16 protein-coding genes are annotated in these 19,516 nt (G+C 65.5%); 9 read left to right on the top strand and 7 right to left on the bottom strand.

All coding sequences use genetic code 11. From position 1 onward, the window contains the following. Positions 1-224 precede the first annotated feature (224 nt). Positions 225-872 (top strand): alpha/beta hydrolase, encoded by a 648-nt coding sequence (locus tag AB7G19_RS23720; RefSeq protein ID WP_014495555.1) that lies wholly within the window; start codon positions 225-227, stop codon positions 870-872. 8 nt (positions 873-880) lie between these two features. Next, positions 881-1,393, top strand: a complete 513-nt coding sequence (locus tag AB7G19_RS23725; RefSeq protein ID WP_135213506.1) for a DUF1697 domain-containing protein — start codon at positions 881-883, stop codon at positions 1,391-1,393. Here the strand turns inward: AB7G19_RS23725 and AB7G19_RS23730 are convergent. The 3 genes from AB7G19_RS23730 to AB7G19_RS23740 all read right to left on the bottom strand — a co-directional run bounded on the left by AB7G19_RS23730 (position 1,390) and on the right by AB7G19_RS23740 (position 3,613). Beyond that, positions 1,390-1,713 carry a DMT family transporter gene (locus AB7G19_RS23730; RefSeq protein WP_354123652.1) on the bottom strand — a complete coding sequence of 108 codons (324 nt, stop codon included), beginning with the start codon at positions 1,711-1,713 and terminating at the stop codon, positions 1,390-1,392. The two genes, AB7G19_RS23725 and AB7G19_RS23730, sit on opposite strands and share 4 nt — an antisense overlap. 10 nt (positions 1,714-1,723) lie before the next feature. Beyond that, positions 1,724-2,401 (bottom strand): glutathione S-transferase family protein, encoded by a 678-nt coding sequence (locus AB7G19_RS23735; RefSeq protein WP_354123651.1) that lies wholly within the window; start codon positions 2,399-2,401, stop codon positions 1,724-1,726. 108 nt (positions 2,402-2,509) lie between these two features. Further along, positions 2,510-3,613, bottom strand: coding sequence for an anhydro-N-acetylmuramic acid kinase (locus AB7G19_RS23740; protein WP_063983525.1), 1,104 nt, complete (start codon positions 3,611-3,613; stop codon positions 2,510-2,512). A gap of 164 nt (positions 3,614-3,777) precedes the next feature. Here AB7G19_RS23740 and tyrS point away from each other — a divergent pair, with 164 nt between their 5' ends. The 3 genes from tyrS to AB7G19_RS23755 all read left to right on the top strand — a co-directional run bounded on the left by tyrS (position 3,778) and on the right by AB7G19_RS23755 (position 7,010). Then, a complete protein-coding gene (gene tyrS / locus AB7G19_RS23745) occupies positions 3,778-5,031 on the top strand; it encodes a tyrosine--tRNA ligase (protein WP_135213502.1) in 1,254 nt (417 codons plus the stop codon). A gap of 56 nt (positions 5,032-5,087) precedes the next feature. Continuing rightward, complete coding sequence (locus AB7G19_RS23750) at positions 5,088-6,347, top strand: MFS transporter (protein ID WP_208086615.1); 1,260 nt, start codon at positions 5,088-5,090, stop codon at positions 6,345-6,347. A 219-nt stretch (positions 6,348-6,566) separates the two neighbouring features. Then, positions 6,567-7,010: a DoxX family protein gene (locus AB7G19_RS23755; RefSeq protein ID WP_071914328.1), complete on the top strand. Its 444-nt coding sequence runs from the start codon at positions 6,567-6,569 to the stop codon at positions 7,008-7,010. A gap of 138 nt (positions 7,011-7,148) precedes the next feature. On the opposite strand, the gene AB7G19_RS23760 is transcribed toward AB7G19_RS23755, so the two are convergent. Further along, positions 7,149-7,388: a hypothetical protein gene (locus AB7G19_RS23760; RefSeq protein WP_208086614.1), complete on the bottom strand. Its 240-nt coding sequence runs from the start codon at positions 7,386-7,388 to the stop codon at positions 7,149-7,151. Here AB7G19_RS23760 and AB7G19_RS23765 point away from each other — a divergent pair. Both AB7G19_RS23765 and AB7G19_RS23770 read left to right on the top strand, forming a co-directional pair. Further along, positions 7,371-9,062 (top strand): methyl-accepting chemotaxis protein, encoded by a 1,692-nt coding sequence (locus AB7G19_RS23765; protein ID WP_441268135.1) that lies wholly within the window; start codon positions 7,371-7,373, stop codon positions 9,060-9,062. The two genes, AB7G19_RS23760 and AB7G19_RS23765, sit on opposite strands and share 18 nt — an antisense overlap. 270 nt (positions 9,063-9,332) lie before the next feature. Then, positions 9,333-11,027, top strand: coding sequence for a methyl-accepting chemotaxis protein (locus AB7G19_RS23770; protein WP_441268136.1), 1,695 nt, complete (start codon positions 9,333-9,335; stop codon positions 11,025-11,027). A gap of 166 nt (positions 11,028-11,193) precedes the next feature. Here the strand turns inward: AB7G19_RS23770 and AB7G19_RS23775 are convergent, their stop codons facing one another. Further along, positions 11,194-14,994, bottom strand: coding sequence for a DUF3971 domain-containing protein (locus AB7G19_RS23775; RefSeq protein WP_166105781.1), 3,801 nt, complete (start codon positions 14,992-14,994; stop codon positions 11,194-11,196). Positions 14,995-15,196: 202 nt separating this feature from the next. On the opposite strand from AB7G19_RS23775, the gene AB7G19_RS23780 reads away from it, so the two are divergent. Both AB7G19_RS23780 and AB7G19_RS23785 read left to right on the top strand, forming a co-directional pair. Beyond that, positions 15,197-15,886, top strand: coding sequence for a peroxiredoxin (locus AB7G19_RS23780; protein WP_166096410.1), 690 nt, complete (start codon positions 15,197-15,199; stop codon positions 15,884-15,886). A 110-nt stretch (positions 15,887-15,996) separates the two neighbouring features. Next, the gene (locus AB7G19_RS23785; protein ID WP_201266171.1) at positions 15,997-17,364 is read left to right on the top strand and encodes a M23 family metallopeptidase; all 1,368 of its coding nucleotides are present in this window, start codon (positions 15,997-15,999) and stop codon (positions 17,362-17,364) included. A 36-nt stretch (positions 17,365-17,400) separates the two neighbouring features. On the opposite strand, the gene AB7G19_RS23790 is transcribed toward AB7G19_RS23785, so the two are convergent. Together AB7G19_RS23790 and AB7G19_RS23795 are read right to left on the bottom strand one after the other, a co-directional pair. After that, on the bottom strand, positions 17,401-18,609 hold the full coding sequence (locus AB7G19_RS23790) for a DUF5666 domain-containing protein (RefSeq protein WP_354123649.1): 1,209 nt from the start codon (positions 18,607-18,609) through the stop codon (positions 17,401-17,403). After that, complete coding sequence (locus AB7G19_RS23795) at positions 18,606-19,505, bottom strand: DUF6502 family protein (RefSeq protein WP_354123648.1); 900 nt, start codon at positions 19,503-19,505, stop codon at positions 18,606-18,608. Before AB7G19_RS23795 ends, AB7G19_RS23790 begins: the two co-directional genes overlap by 4 nt. Positions 19,506-19,516: the final 11 nt, after the last annotated feature.

Below are 19,516 nucleotides of genomic sequence, written 5' to 3' on the forward strand. Positions count from 1 at the left end.
GCGCTAACATCTTGAGCCCATTGCGGGATGTTCAAGATGCTTGCTTTTTGACCCTCGCCTCATGTTAGAACGCCCGCGTCAGTTCACCGCGCGCCGCTCGCGCACCATCCGAGGGCGCCGCTCCACTCTTCCATTCGCGGTTTGATCGGCACAGCAGTCGATGAAGTCCGCACAATCGGTTGATTGCTGAAGAGCGTCTTCAAGGGATCAATCAAGAGATCATCATGCCTGAAGTCATTTTCACCGGCCCTGCTGGCCGTCTCGAAGGCCGCTATCACCCGGCCAAGCAGAAGAACGCGCCGATCGCGATGATCCTGCATCCGCATCCGCAGTTTCACGGCACGATGAACCATCAGATCGTGTACCAGTGCTACTACGCCTTCGCGCATCGCGGCTTCTCGGTGCTGCGCTTCAACTTCCGCGGCGTCGGCCGCAGCCAGGGCTCGTTCGACCACGGCACCGGCGAACTGTCGGATGCTGCCGCAGCCCTCGACTGGGCGCAGACCATCAATCCCGAAGCACGCGCATGCTGGGTCGCGGGCTTCTCGTTCGGTGCCTGGATCGGCATGCAGCTGTTGATGCGCCGTCCCGAGGTTGAGGGTTTCATCTCGATCGCGCCGCCCGCCAACCTCTACGACTTCTCGTTCCTGGCGCCCTGCCCCTCGTCGGGGCTGATCGTGCATGGCGAGAAGGATGCGGTGGTGCCGCCCAAGGACGTCAACACGCTGGTCGAGAAGCTGAAGACGCAGAAGGGCATCGTGATCGACCAACAGGTCATCCCCGGCGCCAACCACTTCTTCGACGCCAAGCTCGAGCCGCTGATGGAAACCATCACGGCCTATCTCGACATGCGCCTCGCCAACGTGCGCTAAGGCCTCAAATGGGCTCCTTCGTCGCCTTGCTGCGTGCCGTCAATGTCGGCGGCACCGGCAAGCTGCCGATGAGCGAGCTCAAGGCCATGTGCGAAGAGCTCGGCTTCGCCGCCGTGCGCACCTATATTGCGAGCGGCAACGTCGTCTTCACGAGCCGCAAGTCGGAAGCTGCAATCAAGACCGCCCTCGAAAAGCGCCTGCACGCCTACGCCGGCGCGCCGGTCGGGGTGCTCGTGCGTAGCGCCGCCGAGATGGCGCAAGTCTCGGCCGACAATCCTTTTCCAAAGGCTACGCCCAATCGCACCGTCGCGATCTTCCTCGACAGGGCGCCACCTGAAGACGCGCTTGCCAACATCCGCGGCCGGAACAGCGAAGAGCTCCGCCTCGGCCGCCGCGAGATTTACGTGCACTATGGCGACGGCATGGGGACGTCGAAGCTCGTCATCCCCGCCGCCAAGACCGGCACCGCGCGCAACATGAATACCGTCGCAACGCTCGCGAAGATGGCCGCGGAGATCTAGGCCAGCTTGAGCGCGGCGATCCCCATCAGCACGAGCGCGATGCCGGCAAGCTTCATCGCGCTCAAGGTCTCGCCGAACAGCACGACGCCCAGCAGGAAGGTGCCGGCCGCGCCGATGCCGGTCCACACCGAATAGGCGACGCCGACCTCCAGCACCTGCAAAGCGCGTCCGAGCAGGAAGACGAAGGCGGCGAGCAGCACCAGCGAGGTGATGCTCCAGCCTGCCCGCGTGTAGCCCTCCGCATATTTCATCGAGATCGCCCAACCGACATCGAGCGCACCGGCGATCACCAGCATCAGCCAGGCCATGGATTGCGACATTGGCGTGCGCTCAGGCCGCAAGCTTCAGCAGATGCGCGTCGTGGCGCACCAGGAAGGCACGCAGCAATTGCGGATAATCCGTGCCGACCGCGGTGCGCACGCTCGGGCGTCTCGCAAGCTCGGCGCGCCACGCGCGGACCTTCGGCACTTCGCGGAAGATACCGTGCTCGGTCAGTTCGTCGAACAGGTCGAAATAGCGGAAGATCGGGGCGAAGACCGCATCCACGAGGCTGAACGCATCGCCTGCGAAGTAAGGCCCTGCGCCGAGCGCTGCCTCCACGCGCGCGAATTTCGCCGCAACCGCCTGGCGCTTGCTTTCGAACGTCGCCGGATCGGTCGTGGTCTCCAGACCCCAGAGGTCACCGAGGATCGCCGAGCCGAACTCCATCCAGGCGCGATGCTCGGCGCGCTTCAACGGATCCGCCGGATGCAGTTTGAGGCCTGCCTGCGTCTCCTCGATATATTCGCAGATCACGTTGCTCTCGAACAGCGCGACCTCGCCCTTCTCCGTCGTCACCACCAGGACCGGCACCTTGCCGAGCGGCGAGAGTTTCAGAAACCAGTCGGGCTTGTTGGCGAGATCGATGTCGATCCGCTCGAACGGCACGCCCTTCTCGTTGAGCGCGATCACGGCGCGCTGCACATACGGGCAAAGCTTGTGGCTGATGAGTTTCAGTGAAGCGGTCATGGCAATGATCCCGGCGGTTTGATGCAACTGCATCCAATATAGATGCAATTGCATTCACTCGTCAAGATCGATGCATTTGCATCAACCGTCCTTGGATCTTCCCGGACCTCAGGGCCGCGCCATCACGCCGCCCGTCATCGGCATCGGCACCCCCGTCGTGGCCGGGTAGGACAGCGGCAGGCCCTTGAGGCCGCGGGCGGCCAGGAAGCCGAAGGCCTGCGCCTCGATGGCGTCGGAGGCCCAGCCGAGCGTCTCGGCGGCTTCGACGGTGGCCGAGCCCACCCGCTCCCGCAGCATCCGCAGCATGGTGAGGTTGCGGGCGCCCCCGCCACAAACGATCCAGCTCCGCGGACGGCGCGGCAGGAGCGAGATGATCCGGGCGATCGCCGCCGCGGTGAAGGCGGTCAGGGTCGCGGCGCCATCGGCCGGCGGGACGTCGCCGAGCTTCAGCGCGGCAAAGTCGTTGCGGTCGAGCGATTTCGGCGGCGGAGCTGCGAAGAACGGCAGTTCCAGTCCCCGCGCGATCCAGGCTTCGTCCGCCTTGCCGAGCGCCGCGAACTTTCCTTCCGCATCGAAGGCCTGGTTCATGGTGCGGTACATGAAATCGTCGAGCAGCGCGTTGCCCGGTCCGGTGTCGCAGGCGATCAGCGTGTCGTTGCCGTCGATATAGGTGATGTTGGAGACGCCGCCGATATTGACGACGACGATCGGCCCTTCGCGCTCCAGCGAATGGACGAGCGCCCGGTGGTAGACCGGCACGAACGGCGCGCCCTGCCCGCCGGCCTCGACGTCGGCGGCGCGGAAGTCGTGCATCACGGGGATATGAATCGCCCTGGCCAGCGCCGGCGCATCGCCGATCTGGACCGTCAGCCGCTTCTCGGGGCGATGCAGCACCGTCTGGCCGTGGAAGCCGACGATGTCGATGTCCTCCGGCTTCATCCGGTTCTGGGCGATGAAGGCGGCCACAGCCTCGGCATGGGCCAGCGTCACCGCGCGCTCGGCCTCGGCCAGAACGCCCGGGCGGGCGTCGCGTCGCGGCAGGTGCACGGCCTCGCTCAGCGCCTGGCGCAGCAGATTGCGCTCCGCCGGGCTGTAGGCCCGGTAGCCGGACGGCCCGAACGCCTTCACTTGCTTTCCGTCGGTTTCGATCAGCGCGACGTCCACCCCGTCCAGCGAGGTGCCGCTCATCAAACCGAGTGCCGTCAACATCATGGATCAGCGTCCTCAAGAGACCCCCTCCGGCATGCCGATCTTGTGCCAGAGGGACACATCTTATAATGCCACAGGCAAAGTGGCGGGTGGCAATCAAGTTCCCACGGGAGACCCTTAAATTGCACCCGAAACAGTAAACCAAGAATTGTCAGGCTCGCCGACAGATGACTGCATTTAAATCGGATTTCCTCAACACCCTGCAGGAACGTGGTTTCATCCATCAGTGCTCCGATTTCGAGGGGCTGGACGCGCTTGCCGCCAAGGGCGAAGCGACCACCTATGTCGGCTACGATTGCACCGCCCGCTCGCTGCACATCGGCAACTACCTGACCATGATGATGCTGCACTGGCTCCAGCAGTCCGGCAACAAGCCGATCACGCTGATGGGCGGCGGCACCACCATGGTCGGCGATCCCTCTGGCAAGGACGAGACCCGCGCGATGCGCACGGTCGCCGAGATCGAGGCCAACAAGGAATCGATCCGCGGCGTGTTCGCAAAGGTGCTGCGCTACGGCGACGGCAAGAGCGACGCCATCATGCTCGACAATGCGGAGTGGCTCACAAAACTCAACTGGATCGAGATGCTGCGCGACGTCGGCCGGCATTTCTCGGTCAACCGCATGTTGACCATGGACTCTGTGCGGCTGCGCCTCGAGCGCGAGCAGGAGATGAGCTTCATCGAGTTCAACTACATGGTCTGCCAGGCCTACGACTTCGTCGAGCTCGCCAAGCGCACCGGTTGCAAATTGCAGATGGGCGGCTCGGACCAGTGGGGCAACATCATCATGGGCGTCGATCTCGGCCGCCGCATGGGCACCCACCAGCTGTTCGCGCTGACGACGCCGCTGCTGACCACGGCGTCCGGCGCCAAGATGGGCAAGACCGCGCAAGGCGCGGTGTGGCTGAACGCCGACCAGTTCTCGCCCTATGACTTCTGGCAATACTGGCGCAACACCGAGGACGCCGACGTCGGCAAATTCCTGAAACTGTTCACGACGCTGCCGATGAGCGAGATCAGGAAGCTCGAGGCGCTCGGCGGCTCCGAGATCAACGAGGCCAAGAAGGTGCTTGCGACCGAGGCGACCGCGCTCTTGCACGGCCGCGACGCGGCAAACCAAGCGGCTGAAACCGCGCGCCGCACCTTCGAGGAAGGCGCACTGGCCGAAAGCCTGCCGACGGTGGAAATTCCGCGCGGCGAGCTGGACGCCGGCCTCGGCGTGCTCAACGCCTTCGTCAAGGCAGGCCTGGTTGCCTCCAATGGCGAGGCACGGCGCCAGATCAAGGGCGGCGGCCTGCGCGTCAACGACGAGTCCGTCAGCGACGAGAAGATGGCGCTGTCTGCGGCCAATCTGACACCCGAGGGCGTGATCAAGCTGTCCTTCGGCAAGAAGAAGCACGTCCTGATCCGGCCTGCATAGGCGTATGAGCTTTTGATGCTTGTCAGGGCACGCCGAAGCGCGCTCCCTGACCGGCAATGGATCAAAACACGCCCAGGGAAACTTCGAGGGAACAAGCCGTACGCACGCAGCGAGATGCGGTGCGCACCGCACTCATCGTGCTCGGACTGTGCTTCACGCTCGCCGTCCTCGGCCGCGGCCTCAGCGAGAGCTTCACTGTCTTCCTCAAGCCGATCTCCGAAAACTTTGGCTGGGACCGTGCGCAGGTCGTCTCGATCTACTCACTGACCTGGCTGATCAGCGGGCTGACCGCGCCACTGGTCGGGCGCCTGTTCGACCATTCCGGACCGCGCATCGTCTACGCACTCGGACTTTTCCTGCTCGGCTCGGCCTTCCTGATCGCTGCGCACGCGCAGGCGCTCTGGCAATTTCAGCTCTCGATCGGCCTCTGCGTCGGCATTGGCGTCGCCTTCATCGGCATTGTGCCGAACTCGATCCTGCTCGGCCGCTGGTTTGGGCCACGGCTGCCGACCGCGATGGCGGTGGTCTATTCGGCGATGGGCGGCGGCGTGCTGGCGCTGCTCCCGACCTCGCAGCTTTTGATCGATCATCTCGGCTGGCGTGAAGCCTATCAGGTATACGGCTTCGCCGCGCTCGGTTTGCTCGTGCCGCTGCTGCTTCTGCCCTGGCGCATGTTCGCGCTCGGCTCGCCGCGTGTCAGCAAGAAGACCGATCCTGATTTCATCGACAACGGCTGGACGCTTGCGAGCGCGATGCGCCACCACGCCTTCTGGGCGCTGTTCTCGACCTTCTTCTTCACCGCGGTCGGCATGTATTCGATCGCCGCGCAGATCGTGGCCTATCTCATCGACGCCGGCTTTCCGCCGCTCCAGGCCGCGACCGCCTGGGGTTTTTCGGGCGTGGTGCTGGTGTTCGGCATGCTCGGCGTATCCGCGCTCGACGGGCTGATCGGGCGCCGGCCCTCGGTACTGCTCAGCTACGCGATCTCGATCATCGGCATCGTCCTGCTCTGGCTCTTGCAGTATTATCCGAACATCATCCTGCTCACCGGCTTCGTCGTCTGTTTCGGCAGCATGATGGGCTCGCGCGGCCCGCTGATCACAGCGACCGCCATGAAGATTTTTCGCGGCAAGCGCGTCGGCACGATCTTCGGCACCATCTCGATCGGCAGCGGATTGGGTTCGGCGTTCGGCTCATGGAGCGGCGGCCTCATCCACGACTTCACGCACGGCTACAATCTCCTGCTCGTCTTCGCACTTGCGAGCGTGATCCTCGGAATGATTCCATTTCTGATTGTCCCTGCCTTGCGGGAGTAGGTCTCCCCGACGTAACCTGCACCCCTCCGCGTCACCGGGAAATTACGGGCGACACACGCGGCTCCGCGTGCGAAACAGTCGAGCGCAACCGGAGTTAAGGGACGAACTGCGATATTTTGTCCACATGACAAAAATGTCAGCACGGAATTGACCCCGGGTGGCTTGCGAGGCCGAACTGAATACGGTCCAAGTCGCCCATTGGATGGAGGGCACAAACCAATGAACTTTTCCTATCTCACTCGCTTTGAACCGGTTCTCCTGAGCCTGTTCCGCTTCATCACCGGCCTGCTGCTGTTTCAATTCGGCGTAGCCAAGCTTTTCAAGTTTCCGCCTTTGCCGATGTTCGCGAAAGTCGAACTGATGTCGCTTTACGGCGCGGCCGGGACGCTTGAACTGGTGCTTGGCGCGCTGTTGATCCTCGGCCTGTTCACCCGCCTCGCCGCTTTCATCCTCTCCGGTGAAATGGCCTTCGCCTACTTCATGGGACATATGCTCAAGGGCGAGACGCCGGTGCTCCTGCCGCTGCTCAACAACGGCACGCTTGCCATCCTGTTCTGCTTCGCCTGCCTCTATCTCTCGGCGGCCGGCGGTGGCCCGATCAGCGTCGATGCGGCGCTGGGCAACGAACGCGCCTCAACCGGCGGCGCATTTGCGCGACGCTGACGCGCGCAATTGACGCGCAAGTCATGGATGGCACCGGCAGCTTTGCCGGTGTCATCTACCGCGAGCCCAGCACGTTCCAGATCAGGACGAGGGCCGCGACGAGCAGCGCGGACATGATGAGGCGGTGAACGAATCGGTTCATTGCCGCTCCCGCCAGGCTCGATGACCACCAAAGTCCAGCATCGATCTTTTCCAGCATACGCGCTGACGTGCGCCGACGCATGTCGCTTTGCCTGCACGGTTGCGCATCAGGCTGCGAACGGTCACGCGCGCGGCCGGCGGCCGCATGCCTATGTTCATGATTGGTAAGAACTTCATGCTACCGATGCGAGCAATAACAACCATTTCGTAGAGGCTGCGATGAAGCTGCTGAGCCATCTGAAGATCCGCACCAAGCTTACCAGCATGGTCTGTCTTGCGGCTCTCACAGTCACGGCCATCATCGCGGTATCGGCCTTCCTCAGCAAGAGCCGCATGATGGAGGACCGGGTCCAGCAGATGAAGACCGCGGTCGACATGCTCTACAATCTCGCCCAGTCGGTCCAGGACGACGTCACCGCCGGCAAGCTGACGCAGGCCGAGGCCAAGGCCCAGTTCCACATGCGCGGACGGCGCATGACCTTCAACGGCAACCAGGGCTATCCGGTCGTCTACAACGCCGACACGTCCCTCCTCGTCAACGGCGCCAACCAGCAGCTCGAAGGCAAGATCACCGGCGCGATCGACGCCAACGGCGTCCTGATTGCCGACGCGATCCTCAAGGCCGGCGAACAGAATGGCGGCGGCGTAGCCTCCTATCTTTATCCCCGCCCCGGCCAGACCGAAGCGGTGCGCAAGACCGTGTTCGCGCGCAAGTTCGCTCCCTGGAACGCGACGATCAGCTATGGCCTCTATGTCGACGACATCGACGCCGATGTGCGCGCGCTGACGCTCGAGCTTGCCGCGGTCGGCTTCGGCCTGATGCTGCTGATGGCGACGTTGTCGTGGCTGATCGCCCGCGACGTGCTCGGCGCGCTTGATCGCCAGAAGACCCGCATGCAGGAGATCGCCGACGGTGCCATCGACAAGCCGGTCGAGGAGACCAGCCGCGGTGACGAGATCGGCCGCATGGCCGAAACCCTCGAAGTGCTCAGGCAGACCGCTTTGACGGCGCGCACGCTGGAGTCCGAACAGATCGCCGCCAAGACACGCAGCGAGCAGGAGAAGCGTGACGCGCTGATCGCGCTCGCCGACCGCTTCGATGCCTCGGTCGGCCAGCTCGTCGGCCTGATGGCCTCGGGCTCCGGCGAGCTCGAGACCACCGCCAAGTCGATGTCGTCCACGGCCGAGGGCACCAACCACCGCGCCGCCGTGGTCGGCTCGGCCGCCACCGAAGCCAGCCAGCGCGTCCAGACGGTCGCGGCTGCCGCCGAAGAGCTCTCCTCCTCCATCACCGAGATCAGCCGCCAGGTCGCGCAATCCGCCGAAGTGACCGGCCGCGCCGTGGACAGCGCACGCCGCACCGACACCATCGTCCGTGCCCTCTCTGACGGCGCCCAGCAGATCGAGCACGTCGCCGAGCTGATCTCCAGCATCGCGGCGCAGACCAATCTGCTCGCGCTGAATGCCACCATCGAGGCCGCGCGCGCCGGTGAAGCCGGCCGCGGCTTTGCCGTCGTCGCCTCCGAGGTGAAGTCGCTGGCGAGCCAGACCGCGGAAGCCACCCGCGAGATCGGCGACAAGATTACCCAGATCCAGGGTGCGACCAAGGAGGCGGTGGATGCCATCGGCGGCATCACCGCCACCATCGAGGAAGTCAGCCGGATCGCCACCTCGATCGGCGCGGCCATCGAGGAGCAAGGCGCCGCCACCGCCGAGATCGCCCGCAGCGTCTCGCAGACCGCTGAAGCGACCAAGGAAGTCACCACGAATATCGGCGGTGTCAGCACCGCAGCGAACGAGACCGGCAACGCCGCCGGCATGGTGCTCGCGGCCGCCTCCAACCTCTCCAAGCAGGCCGAGCAGCTCTCAGGCGAAGTCGGGACGTTCCTCGCGGGCGTGCGCGCGGCTTAAGCCGCGCAACGCTACGCTGGTTCTGAACGCGACGAAGCATCGGCGAATCGATGCATCGATCGAACCGACACGCGATCGCACGAACACGATCACGATCCGTTTTTTTGGACACGTCGCCGCAGACCTCGGCGTCTCGTCTGCATATGCGTGTCCACGGCTGCGCGAATTGCGCCACGCCTGAATGCACCATGCGGTGCGTTCAGGAATCATAAGAACTTCCTGATACGGCTGCGCGAGAACAAGCATCTTACAACCGTTCCCGAGGCCGTCATGACGCTGCTCAGTCACCTGAAAATCCGCACCAAGCTTGCCAGCATGGTCTGTCTTGCGGCGCTCACCGTGACCGCCCTCATCGTCGCGTCAGCCTATCTCAGCAAGACCCGCATGCTCGAAGATCGCGGGCGCCAGATGCAGACGGCGGTCGATCTGCTGCACGGCTTCGCGCAATCGCTCCAGGACGACGTCACCGCCGGCAAGATGACGCTCGCCGATGCGCAAGACCAGTTCAAGCTGCGCGGCCGGCGAATGAAGTTCAACGGCGGCCAAGGCTATCCCGTCGTCTATACCGCCGATTCAACAGTGATGATGAATGGCGGCGCGCCTCAGCTCGAGGGCAAGAACAACGGCATCAAGGATGCCAATGGCATCGTGATCGGCGATGCCACGGTGGCCGCAGGCAAGCAGACACCGGAAGGCAGTATCCTGTCCTATCTGTTCCCGCGTCCGGGCGAGACGGTTCCGGTTCGCAAACTGGTGTTCGCCCGCCAGTTCGCCCCCTGGAACGTCGCAATTGCCTACGGTCTCTATGTCGACGACATCGACGCCGACGTGCGCGCGCTGACGCTGGAGCTCGCCGCAATCGGCGTTGGCCTGATGCTGCTGATGGCGACGCTGTCCTGGTTGATCGCCCGCGACGTGCTCGGCGCGCTTGATCGCCAGAAGACCCGCATGCAGGAGATCGCCGACGGTGCCATCGACAAGCCGGTCGAGGAGACCAGCCGCGGTGACGAGATCGGCCGCATGGCCGAAACCCTCGAAGTGCTCAGGCAGACCGCTTTGACGGCGCGCACGCTGGAGTCCGAACAGATCGCCGCCAAGACACGCAGCGAGCAGGAGAAGCGTGACGCGCTGATCGCGCTCGCCGACCGCTTCGATGCCTCGGTCGGCCAGCTCGTCGGCCTGATGGCCTCGGGCTCCGGCGAGCTCGAGACCACCGCCAAGTCGATGTCGTCCACGGCCGAGGGCACCAACCACCGCGCCGCCGTGGTCGGCTCGGCCGCCACCGAAGCCAGCCAGCGCGTCCAGACGGTCGCGGCTGCCGCCGAAGAGCTCTCCTCCTCCATCACCGAGATCAGCCGCCAGGTCGCGCAATCCGCCGAAGTGACCGGCCGCGCCGTGGACAGCGCACGCCGCACCGACACCATCGTCCGTGCCCTCTCTGACGGCGCCCAGCAGATCGAGCACGTCGCCGAGCTGATCTCCAGCATCGCGGCGCAGACCAATCTGCTCGCGCTGAATGCCACCATCGAGGCCGCGCGCGCCGGTGAAGCCGGCCGCGGCTTTGCCGTCGTCGCCTCCGAGGTGAAGTCGCTGGCGAGCCAGACCGCGGAAGCCACCCGCGAGATCGGCGACAAGATTACCCAGATCCAGGGTGCGACCAAGGAGGCGGTGGATGCCATCGGCGGCATCACCGCCACCATCGAGGAAGTCAGCCGGATCGCCACCTCGATCGGCGCGGCCATCGAGGAGCAAGGCGCCGCCACCGCCGAGATCGCCCGCAGCGTCTCGCAGACCGCTGAAGCGACCAAGGAAGTCACCACGAATATCGGCGGTGTCAGCACCGCAGCGAACGAGACCGGCAACGCCGCCGGCATGGTGCTCGCTGCGGCCAGCAATCTCTCCAAGCAGGCCGAGCAGCTCTCAGGCGAAGTCGGCACCTTCCTGGCGGGCGTGCGCGCGGCGTAAGCTTCCCGACGCCAATCCCTCCACATGCGTCATGGCCGGGCTAAACACTTGTCCCGGCCATTCACGTTTTGCCGCGCGGCAGGAAGGACGTGGATACCCAGGCCTTCGCCGCGCCGAAGCGGCTTCGGCCGCGCAGCCGGGACGAGCACCTGCGAATTTTAGTGGGTTATCGCCGCGCGAGGGTGCAGCCGCTCGAGAGCTGGCGCGCCGATCCGGTCGAGCCGTCGTTCGACTGCGACGGGAATTCCTCGAACGGCGTGTTCTGCTTGCCGGTGTTGAATTCGAAGATCTTGCGGAACACACCCGGCACCATGGCCGAAACCGGATTGACGCGCATCACCGGCGCGGCCGGCGTACCGACGACCTCGTAGGTCACGCCGATCAGGCCTTCCTTGTCGCCACCGCCCAGGAACAACCCGAGCACCGGAATCTGTCCGAACATGTTGTTCAAGCCGTACATCGGCACGAAGGTGCCGCTCATGCAGACCTGGTTGCCGGGATAGTCGATCGAGCCCTCGATGGTGGCGCCGATCATCGGGCCCTTGACGACGCCATCGCGGATCGTCAGCGCGCCGTTCTGGCGCGTGAACTCGGCGCGCAGCGCGCTGAAGGAGACGCCGTTCCCGGTGCCGTTGGGCGCGCCGGCGGCAACGCGTTCGAGCTGCGCCTCGCCCTTCACCGTGAAGTCGCGGACGTTGATGAGGCCCTCGCGCGTGGTGTTCGGCTCCGACGTCGGCGGCTCCATCGCCACCACCATCTGGCCGCCGCTCGCCTTGGTGTAGGTGTCGGTGAAGCGCAGCAACGCGCCGGCATCGTTGGTCTGGAGGTAGATCACCTCGCGATTGCCCTGGGCGCGGCCGCCGCGCAAATCGGCTGCCACCGGCGTGTCGCGGCCGATCTTGCCGTTCAGCGTGAAGGCTTTGACGGTGCCGTTGCGCCGCGACATCTTGCCGTCGACGCTGCGCATCGCCTCGCCGTTGAAGCCCGCGACGGCACCGAGCTTCACGTCGATGTCGAAATCGACGTTCTTCATCTTGTTCTTGGCGTCGTCCTTGGAATTGCCCGAGATCGCCGACTTCAGGAAACCGCGGCCGTCGAACACATCCCCGCGCATCGTGCCCCGCACCACCCCGTCCTGGCCACGCTCCACCTTCAACGAGGCCTTGTCGCCGTCGGACGGGGCGTAGGTCGGGAAGTTCGCGTTCATGAGGTCGCCGTTCGGATCGACTTCAAGCGAGCCCTTGATCGAGGCGCCGCCGCCTTCGACGACGATGTCCTCCAGGCGCGTTGATTGCGCCGTCGGCACCACCTTGAAGCTGGCCTTGGCCGATTTGCCCGGCAGCTTGACCCAGCCGGGCAGGATATTGTCGAGCTTGACCGAGGTCAGGTCCGCCTCGACACCGAGCTTCGTTGTCTGGTCGGGACCTCCGGCGATCTTGCCCGACAGCTTGATCGGCAGCGATCCGCTCACGGCAGGGCTGAGGTCGAATCCGAGACGCGCGCGGCTCGCATCGTCGAGCGTGGCCTGCAATTTGACGTCAGCGTCGCCCTCGGTCGGCTTGCGGTAGTCCAGCGAAGCCGTCTGCCCGTTGATCTTGACGTCGCCCTTGACCTGATAGCCCTGGTTGTTGGCTGATATCTTGAGGTTGTTGGCCTCCAGCTTCTGATTCATCACCAGCTTGTCGGCGGCAAAGCCGCTGAGGTCGGCGCTGACGGCGTAGCTGGTGTCGCCCTTGGTCAGCGCGCCCTTGACCGGCAAGCCGAGCTGGATGTTCGCCGAGAACGTTCCCTTGCTGGTGTTGGGATCGACGAACGTCGCCGACAGATCGCTGAGCCGATCATTGGAAAGGATTTCGGCGGCTGCCGCCACGGGGCCGTCGGCGCGGAACCTGGTCCGCGATGGCGACGGCTTGGGCGCCATATCCGGCACCTCGAAGACGAAGTCGGAGATCGTGACCTTGCGGCCCGCCGGCGTATCGGCAATGCCCTGCCCGATATTCACGGTCGCGGTGCGCCCGGTCACACGCGCCTTCAAATCGGCATCGTGCACCACCGGCATGCCATCCACGGGGCGGACCGCGACGCCACTCGCGACGATGTTGACCGACAGGCCATCGTCGGGAATGGGCGGGCCCTTGCGCGGGAGGTTCTTCGTCGGCGAATTGACGCCGATCTCGATGCGCTGGAGCGTGCCGCGCTCGATCCGCTCGATCACCCATTCGCGCAACTCGGGAACGACGAGCGTCGGCCACATCCGCTTGAGCGCGGAGGCCGACATCGGCGTTCCCGCAAAGCCCAGCGTCAACCGCGGCTCGCCCGAATAGTCGATGGCACCGGTGCCGGCGACGCCGATCTCGCCATTGCTGATATCGGCTTGCGTCAGCAGCATGCGCTTGTGGTCGGTATCGAAGCGGAAGCCGATCGCGATGCGGTTGAAGACCAGCGGGGGCTCGTTGTCGATGCCGCCCAGCAGGATCGAGCCGCCGCTGAAGCCAAGCTGCCAGTCGTTGATGGTGCCGTTGGGCGGCTCGAGATGGGCCAGAAGCGTCAGGCGGTTCGCGCCCGAGAGAATCTTGAACGGAGCGACCAATACCCGCCGGTTCGAATCCCACTCGACGTTGATCTCGGCCGAGTCGATCGCCATCGGATAATCTGGCGTGTCGGTGTCGATGATATTGCCCGCGCCGACCGCGATCTTGCCGCGGAAGAAGGTCGGCACGCCGTCGCGGCCGAGCTCGCCCTTGAGCTCGCCGGTCAGCGGCAGGTCGGCGGTGTAGGTGAAGTCCTTCACCCGGAGCGCCAGCAGGATGTTGGCGGTGGAAAGCTTATCGGCGCGGATGTCGACCGAACGCACACCATTCTCGGCAGGGCCGATCGTGGCGCGCAGCGACCACGGGCGCGCGCCCTCCTCGCCTAGGCTGAGCGCGACGCCGCCATGGCTCGGCCGGCGCAGGCTGAGCGTGATGTTCTCAAAGCTCCATTTGCTGCCGCGCTGCTGATCGTCGACGATCAGATTGCCGTTCTTCAGACCGATCTCGTTGAGGTTCTGGCCGTCGAGGCCGGTCATACTCAGACTGTCGAGCCAGTCGAGGCCCTGAAGAATGCCGCTCGGGGCAGCGGCCTGGGGAGCGGCCTGCGATGCGTCCGGGCTTGCAGGTCCGGTGGCGAATGGCGGCGGCGGGACACCGTTGCGCGGGAATGTCGGCGGCAGGCCCGCTTCCTTCTTGGATGCGACGCCGGTTGCCAGCGGCTTGGCGGTGTCGCCGGCGGACACGGTGACGGTGCCGTCGGGCGCGATGCGGATCGCGAGCTCCGCGTCCACGAGATTGAGGCTCTCGGCGCGCAGGTGCCCCATCAGGAGACCTGCCCCCGACAGCTTCACCTCGGCCTTCGGCGCGGTGGCGACGATGGCGTGGTCGTGGTCGCGGACGACGATGTCGCGGATGCGCACGGCGATGCGGATCCGCCCGGCCCGCTCGATCTGGGTGCCGCCGACCTCCACAGTGTTGCCGTGGCCGATATTGTCCTCGATGGCAGCAGCGAGCCAGGGTGTCGCGATATCGAGATTGATGGGACCTGCACCAAGCCGCCACCACAGCGCGCCGAAACAGCCGATGAAAATGACGGCAAGGGCTCCGACCACGATGGCCAGCCGCTTCAGCCAGCGATCAGCCGCCAGCCAGCGGCGCATTGACGCAAACCCGTCACCGAAACGATGGAAGCCTGAATTGGAACGCGACAACAGCCGGCGCGCCCGATAGCCCGCCGCTGCTTCCTGATCCGGATCCCAGTCGGCGTCGTCCCATTCCTGCGGCTGCTGTTGACCGCCGCGCCGATCGAAATCCCGATTGTAATCCTGGGGCGACGTATTCCTTGCCATTGCCTCTCGATACAGGCGCCCATCGTAGGATTGAGCACCGCCGGGACCGCAGCCGTCCGCGGGAAGCGAAGCTCCCCGCGCCGGCATTGCCGCCATACCTCGAATGTTCCTGCTGTTCGTCATTTCGCCCCGGGCGCGCGTTCAACGAGCAGTGGGGTGGTGCGTGGAATTCCTTGTAACCATACCCCGGCGTCGCCAGACTTGCCCAGACGAGGGCGATTCCGGCACACCGGACGAGAGCTGCAATACCGCTTTGGTTGACCCGCCGAAAGCGACGAAAGGAAGGCGTATGTCCAAGAAATCCCGAAAGAAATCGTCCAAAACGCCCTCCGGCATCGCAACGGCTAAAAAGAAGACCCCGACCAAGCGGGCAACGACTCAAACAAAGTCCGCAAAAACACAGCGGACGCAGGCGAGCAAATCAACCAGGACCGTAGCAAAAGCAGGATCACATAAGGCCGCATCGAAACAGTTAAATTCCTCCAAATCGGCCTCCGCGCCCGCGAAGGCGAAGCCGGCCCTGACCGAAGGCCAGAAGGCGCCCGCCTTCCGGCTGCCCCGCGACGGCGGCGATGTGGTCTCGCTCGCCGACTATGCCGGTCGGAAGCTCGTCCTGTTCTTCTACCCCCGCGCCGACACGCCCGGCTGCACCCGGGAGGCGATCGATTTCACGCGGCTGGCGGACGCTTTCAGCGCTGCCGGCACGGCCCTGCTCGGCATCTCCGCCGATCCGTTAAGGGCCCAGGAGAAGTTCCGCGACAAGCACAGCCTCGGCATGCCCCTCATCTCGGATGAGAAACACGAGATGCTGGAGGCGTACGGCGCGTGGGGCGAAAAATCCATGTATGGCAAGAGCTTCCTCGGAGTTCTTCGCACCACGATACTGCTTGGTGCCGACAGCAAGGTAGCCAGGGTCTGGCGCAATGTCCGCGTCGACGGCCACGCCGACGAGGTGCTGGAAGCGGCAAGAGGCCTTTAACCAATCCGTTAAATTCGAGCGGTTCCGTTTCCGGAAAATTAACCATGACCGGCCCAGATTGCTGCGGCAATTAGGCCGTACGGACTCATCCGACCGGCGCGGGAGTGCCGATGTCGAAAAGTTCTGCCCAATATTCGCAGTACCCCCAACATCACGCGCACGACCACGGACGGCCCCTCCATCGCCGTCCTGCCGCCGCCGTGGCTGCAGCCGCGATCCCCCTTCCCTCGACCGACGACGCCTACACCATCGTGCACCACGGCAAGCAGGTCCGCCTCGGACCGGTGGTGTTCTGGATCGTGGTCGGCACCGTCGTGCTGCTCGGACTCTGGTCGGCCGCGACCGCGACCTATTTCGCCTTCCGCGACGACGTCCTGACCCGGCTGATCGCACGTCAGGCCGAGATGCAGTACGCCTACGAGGATCGCATCGCCGAGCTCCGTGCCAAGGTCGACCGCACCACCAGCCGGCAGCTGCTCGACCAGGAACAGTTCGACCAGAAGCTCGACCAGATCATGAAGCGCCAGACGGCGCTGGAGTCCCGCGCCACGGCGCTCGGGGCCATGCCCGACGTGACCGGATCAATCCCCCGCACGGCCCCGCAGCGCGGTGATTCGAGCCAGGGCGCGACGCAGGGCACGCCGAAGCCGTCGCCGATCAGCGACACCGTGATCTTCGTGGCACCGCCCGATCGCGAAGCGCGGCTTGAGTCGCGTGCGCCGACCGTCGCGGCACCGCCGACCAGCCAATTCGCCAAGAACCAGGGTTTCGACAACGTCCTGGTCCGGCTCACGACCTCGCTTGACCAGGTCGAGCGTCGCCAGATGGCGACGCTCAGCGCCGTCGAGGAAGGCATGGATTCACGCATGCGCCGGATGCGCGGCGTCGTCAGCGACCTCGGCCTCAATCTCGCCAGCCTCGAAGCCGCCGTGCCGCGCTCCGCGATGGGCGGTCCTTTCGTGCCCGTCAAGCTGACGGCCAATGCCGGGCCGTTCGAGAAGCAGCTCAACCGCATCAATGTCACCCGCGCCGAGATGGATCGGCTCAATCGCACGCTGGCGCTGGTGCCCTACCGCAAGCCCGTCATCGGCGAGGTCGAATTCACCTCCGGTTTCGGCGTGCGCAGCGATCCCTTCCTCGGCCGGCCCGCGATGCATACCGGGCTCGACTTCCGCGCCGCGACCGGCGATCCCGCCCGCGTCACCGCCAACGGCAAGGTGGTCTCGGCCGGCTGGTCCGGTGGTTACGGCCGCATGGTCGAAGTCGATCACGGCAACGGGCTGTCGACCCGCTACGGCCATCTCTCCGAGATCAACGTGAAGGTCGGCGAGATCGTGAAGCTCGGCCAGGTCATCGGCCTCGTCGGCTCGACCGGCCGTTCCACCGGCCCGCATCTGCATTACGAAACCCGCATCGACGGCGAAGCGGTCGATCCGCAGAAGTTCTTGCGCGCCGGCGTGCGGCTCAGCGCGGGCTAACAAGCCCACGCCACGCGCTTCCAGCGTGGCCGCGTCCTACCGCCGGCCGCCGCCCATCCCGCCTCCGGGACCTCCGAAGCCGCCACCGCCCATTCCACCGCCGGGTCCCATGGGCCCACCGCCGGGCGAACCAAATCCGCCGGGGCCTGACGGGCCGCTCGGGCCCGCCGGTGCGGAGCCGGGATTCGCACTTGGGCCAGGTCCTGCGCCAGATCCCGGGGCAGGTCCACCACCTGGCGCGCCGGGCTGGCCACCGCTCGGGGTGGTGGCGCTGCGGTTCGGATGCAGGATCGAGCCGCCGGGCGACCGATTGGGATTGCCGCCACCGGATGGAGGGGCTCCAGGCCCCTGACCGATGGCCTGAGCCGACTCCACCTGGAAGCCGCGCGAGCGATCGAACACGCCGTTGACCACCATGCGGGCCTCGCCGGCGGCCGGGCCGAAGCGCGAACCGTCACGAGCCACGAAGCCTGAGCCGAGCTGGAGGTTCGATCCCACACGCTGCACATAGGCCTCGATCGAGAGGCGGCTTGCGCCGACGAGATCCGAGAAGTCGTCGATGCGCGTGCGCGCGGCCTGCATCGTGCCCTGGCTCGAACGGCCCTCGATCTGGGCGCGCTGGCCAACCAGCAGCGGATCGACCCCGCTCAGCCTCAGCCCGCCAATATGCAAGCCGTCAGGCCCGCGCTCGACGAGACCGGTGACACGCTCGGTCGCCTCGCGCCGCGGCTCGATCAAGCTTGCGACGATCACGCCGTCGGTCCGGCGCAGGCCGTAGACGGCCACCTGCGTGCCGGCACGAAGCTTGCTCTCCTTCTCGCTTGTGACGATCTTCTGGCCGAGCACCGTCAGCTCGTTGCCCCTCACGGTTTCGATCGGACCTGCGACCTCGCTCGCGATCGTGATGTTGCGCGTCACGAGCGTGCCGTCGGCCTGACGGGTCGCGACCACGCGCGCAAGCTGGCCGATGCGTAGAGCCTTGGGGCTCGCGGCCTCGCCGTCGATCCGGACCGGCACGTCGCTCGCATAAGTGACCCGCTCGCCGTTGACGTAGATGCTGCCAAACCGCTGGATCACGCCGACGATGCCGGTGCCGCCGATGCCGTGGTCGTCACCGCGCCTGATTCCGGTGCCGCCGATGCCCTGATCGGTGCCGCGCTTAACCTGCGCGTGGGCCATCGCCGTACCGGCGAGCCAAAATCCTGTCAGCAGCAGACGGCGGGAGATCAGCGGCGGCCGGCTCATGAAGAACCACCCTCCTTGCCGCTTTCCTTGCCGCTGTCCTTGCCGCCTTCCTTGGCCTCTGCCTCGCCATCTGCATCTTCGCTGTAGATGTAGATGCCGAAATTCCAGCGGGCGTCGCCGCCCTTGTCCTTGCCGAGCGCGCGGTTGGCCTCGCGGTTAGCGGTCTTCAGCGCGTCCATCGCGAGCTCGCGCGAGCGTGCCTCGAGGCGCCGCGCCAGCTTGGGCGAAATGTTGTTGTAGTGCACCGCGCGTTCGAGGAAGCGCGGCGCCGCGCCTGAGACGTTCTGCGCGGCGGCCGCGATATGGTCGTGCAGATTGCGGCCGAGATAGTGCCACTTGCTGTCGTCCTCGCCGCTCGGGACGAAGGCCGCCTCGACCAGCTCGATCTCGTCGGAATCGTTGATGGTGACGAGCTTGCGGTCGACCCATTCGTCGAGCACCGCGCGCGGCCGCACGTCCTTGGTCACCGAGGCGACCAGCTGCTCGAACGACGGCGCATCGCCCTCGGCCGTGCGCGGCAACGCCAGCGGCTCGCCCTTCGCATCGGTGAATTCGGGCGCAGCAAGCCAGCGCGCAATCACAGCGCTCGTCAGCGACACCGCGGCCGGCGCCTCGTGCACCGGCGCGCCGGCACCGCGCAGCCGCGCCACCTCCTTGCGATGGATTCCGGTGAGCAGGCTGACACGGCTGTCGGTCTGCTCCTTCCCCTCCAGCGCAAAATCGTGCTCGGCGACGTTGACGAACAGCTCGCGGAGCAATTGCGCCAATGCAGGAAAGGTCATGCCGCTGCGAATGCAGAGCCGCACGAGCGGGCGCAGCAGCCGCGCCAGCGGCGCGTGCAGCTTCGCGGCAGTCGGCTGCGGAGCCGCTGCTTTGGACCCGGACTTGGCATTCATGTCTGAATTGT

This window comes from Bradyrhizobium sp. 215_C5_N1_1 (genome assembly GCF_052075935.1).
GTDB lineage: Bacteria > Pseudomonadota > Alphaproteobacteria > Rhizobiales > Xanthobacteraceae > Bradyrhizobium > Bradyrhizobium barranii.